12 protein-coding genes are annotated in these 14,054 nt (G+C 71.5%); 7 read left to right on the top strand and 5 right to left on the bottom strand.

The features are described 5' to 3' along the window. Positions 1-653 precede the first annotated feature (653 nt). From KA711_06310 to istB, 3 genes are read left to right on the top strand one after another with little or no spacing between them, the layout of a single operon-like run. Complete coding sequence (locus KA711_06310; protein ID MCM0608599.1) at positions 654-1,076, top strand: hypothetical protein; 423 nt, start codon at positions 654-656, stop codon at positions 1,074-1,076. Continuing rightward, positions 1,069-2,529, top strand: coding sequence for an IS21 family transposase (istA, locus tag KA711_06305; protein ID MCM0608598.1), 1,461 nt, complete (start codon positions 1,069-1,071; stop codon positions 2,527-2,529). Before KA711_06310 ends, istA begins: the two co-directional genes overlap by 8 nt. Before the next feature lie 13 nt (positions 2,530-2,542). Continuing rightward, positions 2,543-3,304, top strand: a complete 762-nt coding sequence (gene istB / locus KA711_06300; protein MCM0608597.1) for an IS21-like element helper ATPase IstB — start codon at positions 2,543-2,545, stop codon at positions 3,302-3,304. 90 nt (positions 3,305-3,394) lie between these two features. On the opposite strand, the gene KA711_06295 is transcribed toward istB, so the two are convergent. Together KA711_06295 and KA711_06290 are read right to left on the bottom strand one after the other, a co-directional pair. Further along, positions 3,395-4,033 (bottom strand): hypothetical protein, encoded by a 639-nt coding sequence (locus KA711_06295; protein ID MCM0608596.1) that lies wholly within the window; start codon positions 4,031-4,033, stop codon positions 3,395-3,397. A 23-nt stretch (positions 4,034-4,056) separates the two neighbouring features. After that, positions 4,057-5,589, bottom strand: a complete 1,533-nt coding sequence (locus tag KA711_06290; protein MCM0608595.1) for a CoA-acylating methylmalonate-semialdehyde dehydrogenase — start codon at positions 5,587-5,589, stop codon at positions 4,057-4,059. 171 nt (positions 5,590-5,760) lie between these two features. Here KA711_06290 and KA711_06285 point away from each other — a divergent pair, with 171 nt between their 5' ends. Further along, complete coding sequence (locus KA711_06285) at positions 5,761-6,435, top strand: YecA family protein (GenBank protein MCM0608594.1); 675 nt, start codon at positions 5,761-5,763, stop codon at positions 6,433-6,435. Then, a complete protein-coding gene (locus KA711_06280; GenBank protein ID MCM0608593.1) occupies positions 6,432-6,926 on the top strand; it encodes a tetratricopeptide repeat protein in 495 nt (164 codons plus the stop codon). Before KA711_06285 ends, KA711_06280 begins: the two co-directional genes overlap by 4 nt. A gap of 21 nt (positions 6,927-6,947) precedes the next feature. On the opposite strand, the gene KA711_06275 is transcribed toward KA711_06280, so the two are convergent. Then, positions 6,948-8,255: an Hsp70 family protein gene (locus KA711_06275; protein MCM0608592.1), complete on the bottom strand. Its 1,308-nt coding sequence runs from the start codon at positions 8,253-8,255 to the stop codon at positions 6,948-6,950. A 454-nt stretch (positions 8,256-8,709) separates the two neighbouring features. Here KA711_06275 and KA711_06270 point away from each other — a divergent pair, with 454 nt between their 5' ends. Next, positions 8,710-9,327, top strand: coding sequence for a TetR/AcrR family transcriptional regulator (locus KA711_06270; protein ID MCM0608591.1), 618 nt, complete (start codon positions 8,710-8,712; stop codon positions 9,325-9,327). Between the two features lie 18 nt (positions 9,328-9,345). Here the strand turns inward: KA711_06270 and KA711_06265 are convergent, their stop codons facing one another. Then, on the bottom strand, positions 9,346-9,855 hold the full coding sequence (locus KA711_06265; protein ID MCM0608590.1) for an Lrp/AsnC ligand binding domain-containing protein: 510 nt from the start codon (positions 9,853-9,855) through the stop codon (positions 9,346-9,348). 98 nt (positions 9,856-9,953) lie between these two features. On the opposite strand from KA711_06265, the gene KA711_06260 reads away from it, so the two are divergent. Next, positions 9,954-12,974, top strand: coding sequence for an L-glutamate gamma-semialdehyde dehydrogenase (locus KA711_06260; GenBank protein MCM0608589.1), 3,021 nt, complete (start codon positions 9,954-9,956; stop codon positions 12,972-12,974). 18 nt (positions 12,975-12,992) lie between these two features. Here the strand turns inward: KA711_06260 and KA711_06255 are convergent, their stop codons facing one another. Further along, positions 12,993-13,943, bottom strand: a complete 951-nt coding sequence (locus KA711_06255) for a tetratricopeptide repeat protein (protein ID MCM0608588.1) — start codon at positions 13,941-13,943, stop codon at positions 12,993-12,995. Positions 13,944-14,054: the final 111 nt, after the last annotated feature.

Raw genomic sequence — 14,054 nt, 5'->3', positions numbered from 1 at the left:
TTCTTTCAGCCGGTCTGAACGTGCGTGTTCTTGCTGATCCGTCTTCTTCGGATCACCGTCTCTGACGGTCTTCTTCAGCTCCGTTCTCCTTCTTCTTCAGACTCTGCGCCGACGAGTGTTCGCTCGAGGTGGTTGTCGCGCTCGACGGGTTCGTTGGGGAGCGACGATGGCCAAGGCGGGACAGCGCAAGTGCATGTCGTGCGGGGAGTTTTTCCTCCCCGACCATCGCAGCGGTGAACGTCAGCGCTACTGCTGCGCCGTCGATTGCCGGCGCGCGAGCAAGGCAGCCAGCCAGGCCGCCTGGTTGTCCAAGCCATCCAACCGCGACTACTTCAGCGGCCCCGTGCACGTCGCCCGCGTCCAGGCTTGGCGCGCCGCGCATCCCGGCTACAGCTGCGACCGGGTGCGCCCGCCGCGGGCGTTACAAGATCTCTTGCCGCTGCAAGTGCCTGATTCGATTGAGGAATCGGCCAATCGTGTCGAGGCTCCCGGGGCGCCCCCGACCGTGGCGTTACAAGATCTCTTGATCGCCGAATCGCCTTTGCTGGCGGGGCTTGTGGCCCATCTGTTCCAGCCGGCGCTACAAGATGACATGGCCAGCACCACCCGGCGCCTCGTACAACTTGGGCGCGACGTGATCAACGGGAGGTGCGGTGAAGGCCATCAAGCAGCTACTTCGGCCCGAGCGGCTGCGCCAGGTCCCCGAGCAGTTCAGCTGGGTTGACCAGGCGCTCGTGCAGCAGCACTTCATCGACCGCTGTGAGGCCCGCTCGGCGGCGCTGTACCTGTTCCTGGTCACGGTGTCCGATGCCCAGGGCCTGAGCTACTACGGCTCGGCCACGCTCGCCCGGCGGCTGCACCTGAGTGACGAGCAGTTCGCCGCGGCACGCCAGCAGCTCATCGAGCTGGATCTCATCGCCTATCGCTCGCCGCTGTACCAGGTGCTGGCCCTGCCGGGGACCGTGGCGGCGCAGCGCCCGGCGCCGCGTCCACCGGGCGTTGCCGGGGCCAACACCGGCGGCCAGCCCGTGAGCCTGGCCGCGCTGCTGCAGCAGGCTCGAGCGCGCCGTGGTTGACTACGAGACCTACTGCCGCATCCGTGACCACCTGGTGCGCCAGCAACTCACGGTGGCGCAGACCGCGCGAGCGCTGGGCCTGGATGTACGCACCGTCGCCCGGTGGGCGCAGGCCGAACAGTTCCGAGCGCGCAAGGCCGTGCTGCGCGCCAGCAAGCTCGACGCCTTCAAGGGCCAGATCGTGCGCTGGCTCGACGCCCACCCGTACAGCGCCCAGCAGATCTACCAGCGGCTGCTCGAGGCCGGCTACGGCGGCGGCATCACCATCGTCAAGGACTACGTGCACCGCATCCGCCCGCGACAGCGGCCGGCCTTCCTCAAGCTGGACTTCGAGCCGGGCGAGTGCGCGCAGCTCGACTGGGGTGAGTTCGGCACCGTCGCCGTGGGCAACACGCGCCGGCGCCTGAGCTTCTTCGTGATGGTGCTGTGCTACAGCCGGCGCATGTACCTGGAGTTCACCGTGTCGCAGGAGATGGAGTTCTTCCTGGCCTGCCACGAGAACGCCTTCGCCGCCTTCGGTTCAGTGCCCGCGCGGCTGATGGTCGACAACCTGAAGTCCGCCGTGCTCAAGCGCCTGGTCGGTGAGGCGCCGGTGTTCAACCCCAAGTACCTCGACTTCTCGCGCCATTGGGGCTTCCAGATCACCCCCTGCAACGTGGCTTCGGGTTGGGAGAAGGGACGCGTGGAGAACGGCGTGGGTTACGTGAAGAAGAACTTCCTGGCCGGCCAGGAGTTCATCGACTTCAGCGCCGTGCAGCCCGCCGCGCAGCTGTGGGTGGACACGGTGGCCGACGTGCGCGTGCACGGCGCCACCCAGCGCCGACCCGTGGACATGTTCGAGGAAGAGCGCGCCCGCCTCAAGCGGCTCAACCCCGTCGGGTTCGACCTCGCACGCGTGCGCACGGCAAGCGTCAACAAGCAGTTCCGCGTCGCGCTGGACTCCAACACCTACTCCGTGCCCTCGCGCCATGTGGGTCAACGCCTGACCCTGAAGGCCTGGGCCGACCGCTTGTGCATCTATGCCCACGACCAACTCGTCGCGCTCCACGCGCGAAGCATGCAGCGCAACAAGGACTTCGAGCTTGCCGAGCACGCCCAGCAACTCGCCCAGCAGCGCAAGAGCGCCCGCGAGCAACGCCTGCTGGTGCAGTTCCTGGCCCTGTCGCCGCGCGCCCAAGCCTACCGCGAGGGCCTGGAGGCCCGGCGTGTGAACGCCCGGGTGCACCTGCGCCAGATCCTCGCCCTGGCCGAGATGCACGGCCGCGAGGCCGTCGAGCGCGCCATCGACGACGGTCTGGAGCTGCAGGCCTTCAGCGCCGAGTACATCGCCCACATCCTGGCCGCGCGCCGGCGCATCGGGGCCGAGCCCGCCGCCCTGCAGCTCACCCGCAGTGCCGACCTGCTCGACATCGAGATCCCCGCGCCCGACCTGTCCATCTACGACCGTGAGTGAAGGAGCGACAACCATGCGAGCACGCCACGCCCACCCCGATGCCCTGTCCGCGCAGGCCAAGCTCACCGCGCTGAACCTGCCGTTCATGCGCGAGAACTACCAGCCACTGGCCAAGGCCGCCGCCGACAAGCAGTGGTCGCACTTGGCCTACTTCGCCGAGCTGCTCAACGGCGAGGCCGCCCAGCGCGAGGACCGACGCGTGCAGCGCTGCATCCGCCAGGCCCGCTTCCCCGTGCTCAAGACCATCGACAAGTTCGACTGGAACTGGCCCACCAAGATCAACCGGCCGCAGATACAGAACCTGTTCCACCTGGACTTCGTGGCCCGGCACGCCAACGTGGTGTTCATCTCCGGCGTCGGCCTGGGCAAGAGCCACTTGATGACGGCCCTGGGCTATGCAGCGTGCCAGCGCGGGCACTCGGTGCTGTTCACCGGCGCCATCGACATCATCAACACGCTGGCCACCGCGCAGGCCGCCGGCGGCCTCAAGCGGGCGCTGGCAGCCTACGTCAAGCCCGAGGTGCTGTGCATCGACGAGCTGGGCTACCTGCCCATCGACAAGTTCGGCGCCGACTGCCTGTTCCAGATCATCAGCCACCGCTACGAGCGCGGCACCACGCTGTTGACAACGAATCGCCCGTACAAGCAATGGGCCGGGATCTTCAACAACGACGCGACCCTGGCCTCGGCACTCCTGGACAGGCTGCTGCACCACGTCGAGACCGTCGTGATCGAAGGCAAGAGCTACCGCGGCCAGTCACACGCCGAGATCTGAAGCACGCCGGCATCCACTGCGTGCCGCGTCAGCGCCGGCATCACGCCACTCCCTCCGCGATCCCCTCAGCATTTCGAAACCGGCCAGAACTCAACACGTTCGCACCGGCGCCCACAGCCGGCCCTGGGCCAGCAGCGTGGCGCGTTCGTCGTCGTCGCCGGCATCGCGCAGCCGGTGCGCCAGGCCCACACAGATGGCACAGATGGCGTTGCTGGCCACCAGCAGCGCGTGACTGGGCGGCCGGGCGCCGTAGGCCGCGACGGCGTCGCCCATCAGGCGCAGGGCCCGCCAGGAGTCGCCCATGCGCTCCAGCGTGGCCGCGAGCAGGAAGCTGCCGGCCAGCATGTCGTCCGGCGCACCGCTGGCCTGCGCCAGCGCCGCCAGCTCGTAGGCGGCGTCCAGCGCCACGCCGAAGCTCCCCAGCTCGCTGGCCGCCAGCGTCAAGTGGCGCAGCAACTCGCGCCGCCGCTCGCCGTGAAGCCCGTCCGGCCAGCGCGCCAGCACGCGAGGGCCCTGCTCCAGCACCTCGGCCAGCCGGCCCAGCCGCGACAGGTGCGTGCAGGCCCAGGCGTCGGCGAGCACCTCCTCAGCCTCGAGCCCGAGCTCGCCCGCCCAGGCCGCCGCCTGGCGCGCCGCGCGCAGCCCGTCTTCGGGCAGGACGTCGGGGCCGGCGGTGGCGGCCAGCAACTCGTCCAGCCCGTCGCTCAGCGAGAGGGCGGCGTACGGCATCTCGGCATCGGGTTCAGGGCTTCTCAGCGCGCCGTGGGCATCACGAAGCTGGCGCCCTCGGCACCGGCCGCGGCGTTCGGGTCGGGCCAGCGCTGCATGATGCTCTTCTGCCGCGTGTAAAAGCGCACGCCCTCCTCGCCGTAGGCGTGGTGGTCGCCGAACAAGCTCTTTTTCCAGCCGCCGAAGCCGTGCCAGGCCATGGGCACCGGGATCGGCACGTTGATGCCCACCATGCCCACGTCGACCCGCCGCGCGAACTCGCGCGCCACGCCGCCGTCTCGGGTGAAGCAGGCCACGCCGTTGCCGTAGGCGTGCGCCTTGATCAGCGCCAGCGCGTCGTCCAGGCTGGCGACGCGCACACAGGCCAGCACGGGCCCGAAGATCTCCTCGCGCCACAACGCCATCGCGGGGGTGACGTGGTCGAACAGCGTGCCGCCCGTGAAGAACCCGCCTTCGTGGCCGGGCACTCGCAGGCTGCGGCCGTCGACGACGAGCCGCGCGCCTTCTTCGACACCGCGGCCGATGGCGGCCTCGATGCGGTCGCGCGCTTCCTTCGTGACGATGGGGCCCATCTCGGCGTCGGGCTCCAGGCCGTTCTTCACCTTCAGCGCCCGGGCGCGCTCGGCCAGCAGCGGCACGATGCGCTCGGCCACGTCGCCCACCAGCACGGCCACGCTGATGGCCATGCAGCGCTCGCCGGCACTGCCGTAGGCGCTGCCGATCAAGGCGTCGACCGCCTGCGTGAGATCGGCGTCGGGCATCACCACCAGGTGGTTCTTGGCGCCGCCCAGGGCCTGCACGCGCTTGCCGTGCCGGGCGCCCGTCTCGTAGACGTGCTGGGCGATCGGCGTGCTGCCGACGAAGCTGACGGCGGCCACATCGGGGTGCTCGAGCAGCCGGTCGACCGCGACCTTGTCGCCCTGCACCACGTTGAACAGGCCGTCGGGCAAGCCGGCCTGCCTGAGCAGCTCGGCCATGAAGAGGCTGGGGCTCGGATCGCGCTCGCTGGGCTTGAGGATGAAGGCGTTGCCGCAGGCCAGCGCCACCGGGTACATCCAGCACGGCACCATGCACGGAAAGTTGAACGGCGTGATGCCGGCCACCACGCCCAGCGGCTGGCGCAGCGTCCAGTTGTCGATGCCGGTGGAGACCTGCTCGGTGTGGTCGCCCTTGAGCAGGGTCGGTGCGCCGCAGGCGAACTCGATGATGTCGATGCCGCGCATCACCTCGCCCTGCGCGTCGGAGAACACTTTGCCGTGTTCGGCGGTGATCATCGCAGCCAGCGTGTCCTTGTGCTCGTTCATCAGCGCGAGGAAGCGGTTGAGCACACGGGCGCGGCGGATGGGCGGCATCTCGCCCCAGGCCGGCTGCGCGGCCCGTGCGGCAGCCACGGCGGCGTCGACGTCGGCGGTCTCGGCCAGCAGCACGCGGCGCGCGGCGGCGCCGGTGGCCGGGTTCCAGACCGTCTGCGAGCGGCTGCCGCTGCCGCGCTGCGGCGCGCCGCCGATCCAATGCGTGACGTCGAGCTTGTGCGTGTAGGCTTCTGGGGCACCCATGGCGGTCGGTCGGCGGCGGTGATGAACACCAAACCGGTGAGTTTATGGGGCTGCCGTCAAGCCCCCAAAGCCGGCGTCCGCGGCAAGGGCGCCGGACGCGGTGCCGCCGGGTCTGCCACCATCGACGCTTCCCTCCCCCCCCCCCCCCCCCCGCTGACCACGCCAACGTTCATGCCGACGCTTTCCGACCAAGACCTGCTCCGCCTGCAAAGCCTGCTCGACGACCTGCCGGCCCCGCTGCAGGCGCTGGACGTGAGCGCCATCGACGGTTATCTGTGTGGCGTGCTGCTGCAGCCGAAGCCGGTGCCGCTGACGGCCTGGCTGCCGGCGGTGTTCGACCTCGACGGCCAGGCGCCCCCGCCGGGGGCGGCCAGCGACGAGATCCGTGCGCTGGTGACGCGCCGCCACGCCGAGATCGACGCGGCCATCGGCCGCCGCGACTGGTTCGACCCCTGGGTCTACCCGCTCGAAGACGACGACGGCGAGCCGGCTTCGCCCTCGGACTGCCTGCTGCCCTGGGTGGCCGGCTTTGCCGCCGCCACCGAGTTGTTCCCCGCGCTGATGGCCCAAGACGACCCGGCCTTGGTGGAACCGCTGGCGCTGCTGTTCATGCACGTGCCACGCGAGGACCTCGAGGACGCCGACGCACTGGCCGCGGTGATCGAGACGCTGGAGCCACCGGCCGACCTGGCCGAGGCCGTGCAGGACACCGTGCGCGCGCTGATGCTGATGGCCGACGTCACGCGGCCGCGCGCCGCAACGCCCGTGCGGCGCGGGCCCACCGGCCGCGCTGCGTCCCACCCCGTTCCCCGCCCTTCCCGCCGACCGATCCGGAGCCCACGATGACACCCCACCGATCCCTGGCCACCGTGGGCGTGCTCGCCAGCCTGGCGCTGCTGGCGCCGCAGGCGCAGGCGGCCGACACCACCCCCGAGCCGCCACCACCGCCGCGCTACAGCGCCCCGGCCGCCGCGCCGCTGGCGGCCGTGCAAGGCCACATCAAGGCCGGGCACTGGCCCGAGGCACTGGCCGAGCTGCGACGCCTGAACCAGGAGCGCAGCGCGGACTGGAACAACCTGATGGGCTTTGTGCTGCGCAAGCAGGCCACGCCCGACCTCGCGGGCGCGCAGCGCTTCTACGACGCCGCGCTGCGCATCGACCCCAACCACTTGGGTGCGCTGGAGTACGTGGGCGAGCTGGCGCTGATGAACAAGGACCTGCCCGCCGCCGAGGCCTACCTGGCGCGGCTGCAGCGCGCCTGCGGCATCGCCAGCCCCTGCGAGCCGCTGGAGACGCTGAAGAAGGCCGTCGCGGCCTACAAGGCCGCCAACCGGTAGTGGCCGCTGATGCGCGTCTGATCAGGCCGTGCCGAACACGGCGCGTGCGTGCAGGCCCAGGCCCTGGGCAACACTGGCGTAGCGGTCGCCGCGCACGCGCGTGGCGGCCGGGAATTCGGCCGCGATGCGGTCCACCAGCGGCGCCAGCCCGGTGGAGCCGCCGGTGAAGTAGAGATCCTGCACGGCGCCCGGTGCCACACCGGCCAGGCGCACCGTCTCGCGCGCGGCGGCCACGATGGCGCCGAGATCAGGCTCCAGTGCCGCGGCGGCGTCGGCCTCGCGCAGCAGCGTGGCCAGCCCGGGCTCGACGAGGCCCAGGTCCACCGGCGCCAGGCCGCGTTGGGCGACCTCGATCTTGGCCGCCTCCGCCGCGGCGGCCAGGGCGTGGCCCAGTCGCTCTTCCAGCACCGTCATCATCCGCGCGTGGTGGCGGGGCTCGGCGTACCAGGCTTTCATGCCGCGCAGTTCGGCCAGCCGGGCCGGGGCGTAGACGGTGTTGATCAAGTGCCAGGTGGCGAGGTCGAAGTACAGGCCGCTGGGCAGCTCGGCGGTGGGCACGCCGGGCGCATCACCGGCACGCGGCGCGCGGCGCGAGCGGTGGCCCAGCAGCGGCAGGATCGCGGCCAGCTCGACTTGCCGGTCGAAGTCGGTGCCGGCCCTGTGCACGCCGTGGCTGGCCAGGATGTCGTCGCGCCGATCGGGCCGGCCGCGGCGCTCCGGGCCGACACGGACGAGCGTGAAATCGGAGGTGCCGCCGCCGATGTCGGCCACCAGCACCAGGCGCTCGCTTCCGACCGTGGACTCGTGGTCCAGCGCGGCGGCGATCGGCTCGTACTGGAACTCCAACTCGGCAAAGCCCACTGCCCGCGCCGCCTGCGCCAGCGCAGCCTGCGCCTGCGCGTCGCGCGCCGGGTCGTCGTCGACGAAGAACACCGGCCGCCCGAGCACCGCGCGCCGCAGGGGCACGCCAGCGCGTGCCTCGGCCCGCGTCTTCAGTTCGCGCAGATAACCGGTGACGACCTCGTGGTAACGCACCGCCCGGCCGCCGCCGACCTCGGTGCGCTGGTCGAGCAGGCTGGAGCCGAGCAGGCTCTTCATGGACCGCATGAGCCGGCCATCGACGCCCTCGACGTAGGCGGCGATGGCGGCGCGGCCCACCAGGCGTTCGGGCTCCAGCTGCTGCGGCGGCGTGTCGGCGCGGTAGAAGACCGCGGTCGGCATGGTGCGCTCGGCGCCCTCGAGGGGCACCAGCTCGACGCCGCCGCCGTGTGCGGGCAGGGCCGCCGCGGAGTTCGAGGTGCCGAAGTCGATCGCCACGAAACCCGCCATCGCCGCATCCCGGGGACCCAGAAGGCACGCGATTCTAGGACCCGCCCCGCGCACGAAGGCCAGGAGCCCGTGAACTGGGCCACATCGCCAGCCTTGTTCGGTTGCTCACGCCAGGGCAAGGAGATCGACACTTCGGTCACACACCCAACACCCACCCCGCCAAGGTGCCCGATGAACAAGGCCGAACGCTCCTTCACCCGCTGGTTCACGGCCTGGCGTGCTCGCCCGAAGGCTGCCGCCACGCTGGACCCGGCCGACTTCGGCACCACCTTCGGGCTGGAACTCAGCCTCCCGTGCGCGGAGCCTGTCACCCGGACGGCGCCGCCAGCAGGTCAGGGCTGGCGCGCTCGCTGGGCACGGCGGCGACGCGCGGCCTGAGCGCCACCGGGCAGACGCCGCGGTCTTTTGGTGACCGCGAGGTCGCTTTTCGACCTGCGAATCTTAGAATCGCGCCATGAGCCGTCTGTCTTTCAAGGAACAAGTCTTGCGCGTCCGCGAGGACGCCATCATCGCTGCCGTCAACCGGCTGCTGGCCGACAAGGGGTTCGACCTCATGACGGTGGACGAGGTCGCCGCCGATGTCGGTATCGCCAAGGCCAGCCTGTACAAGCACTTCCCGTCGAAGGAAGCCCTGGCCGCCGCGGCCATGGTGCGGCTGCTTGAGCGCACACTGGCGATGATCGACCAGCAGGCCGCGCGCGAGGGCGCGAGCGCGATCGATCGCCTGATGGCCCTGTCGCGCTGGGCGCTGGAGATGCAGCTCGGCGGCGAGATGCCCACCGTGCCCTCGCAGAACAGCTCGCTGCGCGCCGAACTGGTGGCGCACAAGACCTACCTTGAGCTGCTGGTGCAGGTTTCCGATCGCATGGGCGCGTGGATCCTGCAGGCCCAGGCCGATGGCGACATCGACCCCACACTGCCCCCCGAGCTGGTGCTCTACACCATCTACGCCCGCGCCTGCGACCCCGTGCCCGCCTACCTCAAGGCCGGCGGCGCGTACGCCGACGCGAAGATCGTCGAGCTCGTGCAGCGCACCTGCTGGAACGGCCTGCGGCCGGCGCCCAAGGGCTGAGTCCGGCGCGGCCCGCGTTCAGACTTGCAGCAGCGAGGTGCTCTTCACCTCTTCCATCACCGCATAGGTGCGGGTCTCGCGCACGCCGGGCAGCGTCCAGATGACGCTGCCGATGAACTCGCGGTAGGCGGCCATGTCGGCCACACGCGTCTTCAGCAGGTAATCGAAGCCGCCGGCCACGAGGTGGGCCTCCAGGATCTCGGGGCGCACCTGGACGGCGGCCTTGAAGCTGTCCATCACGTCGTGCACGGTGCGGTCGAGCAGGATCTCCACGAACACCAGCAACCCCTGCCCCAGCTTGACGGGGTTCAGCCGCGCCTCGTAACCGAGGATGTAGCCGTCGCGGGTGAGGCGCTTCACGCGCTCCAGCACCGCGGTGGGTGACAGGTGCACCTCGTCGGCGAGCTTGAGATTGCTGATGCGGCCGTCGGCCTGCAGCACACGAAGGATGCGGCGGTCGATCTTGTCAAGGCCGCGGTCGCGGCCGGCGGCGTCGCTGTCGATGCCGGGGGAGGGTCGGGTGTCCATGGCGCAGGATTCTCCGGCAGGCGGGCGCAAAACCGAATCGCGTGCAGGTTCTGGCGGCCTAAGCTGCGCATCGTCCACACCCGCCGGCCACCCCCTCCATGCGCACCCACCTCGACCCCGCCCCACGCCTGCCCTTCCCTTACCGGCCCGAGCCCGAGGCGGTGGCCGCCCTGCTGCAGCAGCTGAACGGCCGGCTGGCCTGGCCTGCCGTGGTGGCGCAGGCCAGGCCCTGGGTGCAGGCGGTTCGCGAGAAGCCGGCGCCGTTCTGGGCCCTCGAGAGCCTGCTGCGCGAATACCCCATCTCCAGCAACGAGGGCCTGGCACTGATGCGGCTGGCCGAGGCGCTGCTGCGCGTGCCCGACGCCGAGACGGCCATCGCGCTGACAGCCGACCAGCTGGGCCGTGCCGAGTTCGAAGGCGGGGGCGGCCCGGCCGAGGGTCCGCACAGGATGCTGGCGCAGATCTCGGCCAGCGCCATCGCGCTGTCGAAGAAGTTCCTCCCGGACAACGAGAACCCACCCGGGGTGCTGCGGCGACTGGGCTCGCGCACCGTGTTGGCGGCCACCGTGCGCGCGATCCAGCTGCTGGGCCGGCAGTTCGTGCTCGGCCGCACCATCGGCGAAGCCATGGACGAGGCGGCGGCGCAACGCAAGGCCCAGCCGCGCCTGACGTTCAGCTACGACATGCTCGGCGAAGGCGCCCGCACCGAGCCGGACGCCGAGCGCTACCTCGCCAGCTACCGCCACGCACTGCGCAGCATCGCTGGTGGCCGCGTGGCCGCCTCGCCGATGGCCGCCGATGGCATCAGCATCAAGCTCTCCGCCCTTTTCAGCCGTTATGAAGACGCGCAGCGCGAGCGCGTGTCCGCCGTGCTGCTGCCGCGCGTGCGCATGCTCGTCGACGAGGCCGCGGCGGCCAACCTGAACCTGACCATCGACGCCGAAGAAAGCGACCGGCTCGAACTCTCGCTGGCCTTGTTCGAGCAGCTGGCTGCGCACATCGCCGCCACCCACCCGCAGTGGCAGGGCTTCGGCCTGGCGGTGCAGTCTTACCAGACGCGCGCGCTGGAGGTGGTGGACGAGGTGGCGCGCATCGCCCAGAGGCACGGCCTGCGCTTCATGGTGCGGCTGGTAAAGGGCGCCTACTGGGACGGCGAGATCAAGCGCGCGCAGGAGGCCGGCCTGCCCGGCTACCCGGTGTTCACGCACAAGCACCACACCGACCTGAGCTACCTGGCCTGCGCGGCGCGGCTGATCGCGCACCATGCCGTGATCTACCCGCAGTTCGCCACCCACAACGCCGGCACCATCGCGGCCATCGTGCAGATGGCCGCCGAGCGGGGTGCCGCCTTCGAGATGCAGCGGCTGCACGGCATGGGCGAGGGCATCTACCGCGAGGTGCTGGCCGGCGGGCCTGTGGCCTGCCGGGTGTATGCGCCGGTGGGCGAGCACCACGACCTGCTGGCCTACCTCGTGCGCCGGCTGCTGGAGAACGGCGCCAACAGCAGCTTCGTGCACCAGCTGGCCGACGAGGCCGTGGCCGCCGAGGAGCTGCTGGCCTCGCCAGTGGAAGCCGCCGTCGCCACGCAGGCCGCATCGGCGCTGCCCTTGCCGGTGGCGCTGTACGGCGCGGGCCGCGCCAACAGCACGGGTGCGGATCTCGCCTGCGTCGCCCAGCGCGCGCCGCTGGAGGCCGCAGTGGCGCTGACGCGCATCGCGCCGCCGCCGATGGACACGCCGGCCGACGTCGACACCGCCATGCAGCGCCTGGCGCACGGCTTCGAGGCCTGGCGCGCCCGGGCGCTGACCGAGCGCGCCGCCCTCCTGCGTGCCGCTGCCGACGCGCTGGACGCGCGCCTGCCCGAGTTCTGCGGCCTGCTCGTCAAGGAGGCGCACAAGACGCTCGGCGACTGCGTGGCCGAGGTGCGCGAGGCCGTGGACTTCTGCCGCTACTACGCCGACCAGGCCGAGTCGCGCCTGGCGGAGCAGGAACTGCCCGGCCCCACCGGCGAGCGCAACGTGCTGCGCCTGAAGGGCCGCGGTGTCTTCGTCTGCATCAGCCCGTGGAACTTTCCGCTGGCCATCTTCGCCGGCCAGGTGGTGGCCGCGCTGGTGGCCGGCAATGCCGTGGCCGCCAAGCCGGCCGAGCAGACGCCGGTGGTGGCGGCGCGCTTCGTGGAGCTGCTGCACCGCGCGGGCGTGCCGGCCGACGCGCTGGCCCTGCTGCACGGCCCGGGCGAGACCGTGGGCGCCGCGCTGGTGGCGCACCCGCACACCGCGGGCGTGTGCTTCACCGGCAGCACGGCAGTGGCGCGGCTGATCAACCGCACGCTGGCCGCAAAGGATGGCGCCATCGTGCCGTTGATCGCCGAGACCGGCGGCCTGAACGCCATGGTGGTGGACAGCACCGCGCTGCCCGAGCAGGTGGTGGACGCCGTCGTGCAGAGCGCCTTCCGCAGCGCCGGCCAGCGCTGCAGTGCGCTGCGCCTGCTGGTGCTGCACTCGGCAGCCGCGGACGGCGTGATCGAGATGCTCAAGGGCGCGATGGCCGAGCTGGTGGTGGGCGACCCCGCCATGCTCGCCACCGACGTGGGCCCGCTGATCGACGAAGAAGCGCACACCGCCATCGGCGCGGCCGTGCAGCGGCTGGAGCGCGAGGCGCGCCTCTTGGGTCGCGCGCCGATGCCCGCGGCCGCGGTGCCGAACCTGCTGGCGCCGGTGGCCTTCGAGATCGGCCGCATCGCGGACCTGGAGGCCGAGATCTTCGGCCCCGTGCTGCACGTGGTGCGCTGGGGCCCGGGCCAGGCGGCGACGACGATCGACGAGGTCGTGGTGCAGATCAACGCGCTGGGCTACGGCCTCACTTTGGGCGTGCAGACGCGGATCGACACCCGCGCCGAGCGCATCGCAGCGCAGGCCCGCGTGGGCAACGTCTACGTCAATCGCAACATGATCGGCGCCGTCGTGGGCGTGCAGCCCTTTGGCGGCGAAGGCTTGAGCGGCACCGGCCCGAAGGCCGGCGGGCCGCACTACCTGGTTCGCTTTTGCGCCGAGCAGACGCTGAGCATCAACACCGCTGCTGCCGGCGGCAACGCCGAGCTGCTGGCGGGGCCGGCGTGACGCGCGGGGGCGTGCGCGTCAATTGAGGTACATGCCCAGATAGCGCCGGCCGTGGCTCACGGCCTCGGCGTCGGGGCAGGCACCGAACCACTCGATGAGCTGCTGGCGCGCCCGTTCGCGGTCGGGCCGGCCCTCGGCCTTGTCGCGCAACACCACCTCGAGCAGGTTGTCGAAGGCAGCCTTCCAGTCGCCCTCGAACACCTGCCAGGCCCCCAGGGCAAAGCGGGCCTCGAAGTCGCGCGGGTTGGTGGCCACACGCGCGGCCAGGGCCTGGGGATCGCCGGCGGGGCGGTTGGCCAGCAGCGCCAGGCGCTTGCGCAGCGCGTCGTCGCGCTCACCGCGCTCAGCCTCGGGCACGGCGTCGAGCAGCGCGGTCACTTCGGCGATCTCGGCGTTGCGCGCGAGCAGCCGATCGGCCAGCGCCGCCGTCACGTCGGGGTGGCCGGGCACCATCTGCAGCGCTTCGGTGAGCATGGCCTCGGCATCCTCGGCCGGGGCCGCTGCGGCTTCGTCGAGCAGGGCCTGCACGGGATCGGCCGGCGGCTGCAGGTGCTTGTCGAGGAAAGCCCGGATCTGGCCCTCGGGCAGTGCGCCGGTGAACTGGTCGACCGGCCGCCCCCCCACGAACAGCACCACCAGCGGAATGCTGCGGACGCGCAGCGCCGCGCTGAGGTTGGGGGCCTCGTCGGTGTTGATCTTGGCCAGCTCGAAGGCGCCGCCGTAGGCCTCGGCCAGGCGCTCCAGCAGGGGGCCCAGGCTGCGGCAGGGGCCGCACCAGGGCGCCCAGCAGTCCAGCAGCACGGGCACCTCAAGCGAGCGCTCCAGCACGCGGGCCTGGAAGTCGGCCTCGGTGACGTCGTAAACCAAGGGGGCCTGCGCCGCCGCCGGCACGGGCGCGCCGAAAGAGGTCGGGGCGGCGCCGGTGGCGTAGGGGTCGTGGGCGGCGAACGGGTTGTGCGGCGTGTTCATGGGCCGATTGTGGCCAATCCGGACCCGCACCGGCCGCGGCCGGGTCAGGCCGCGGTTTCGGGCTCAAGGCCCGCAGCGCCCCTTGGCCGCTACGGGCCGGAAGCTGCCCCG

This window comes from Ideonella sp. WA131b (assembly GCA_023657425.1).
In the GTDB taxonomy this organism is placed as follows: domain Bacteria; phylum Pseudomonadota; class Gammaproteobacteria; order Burkholderiales; family Burkholderiaceae_C; genus Rubrivivax.
This window is presented reverse-complemented; position numbering and strand designations above follow the sequence as displayed.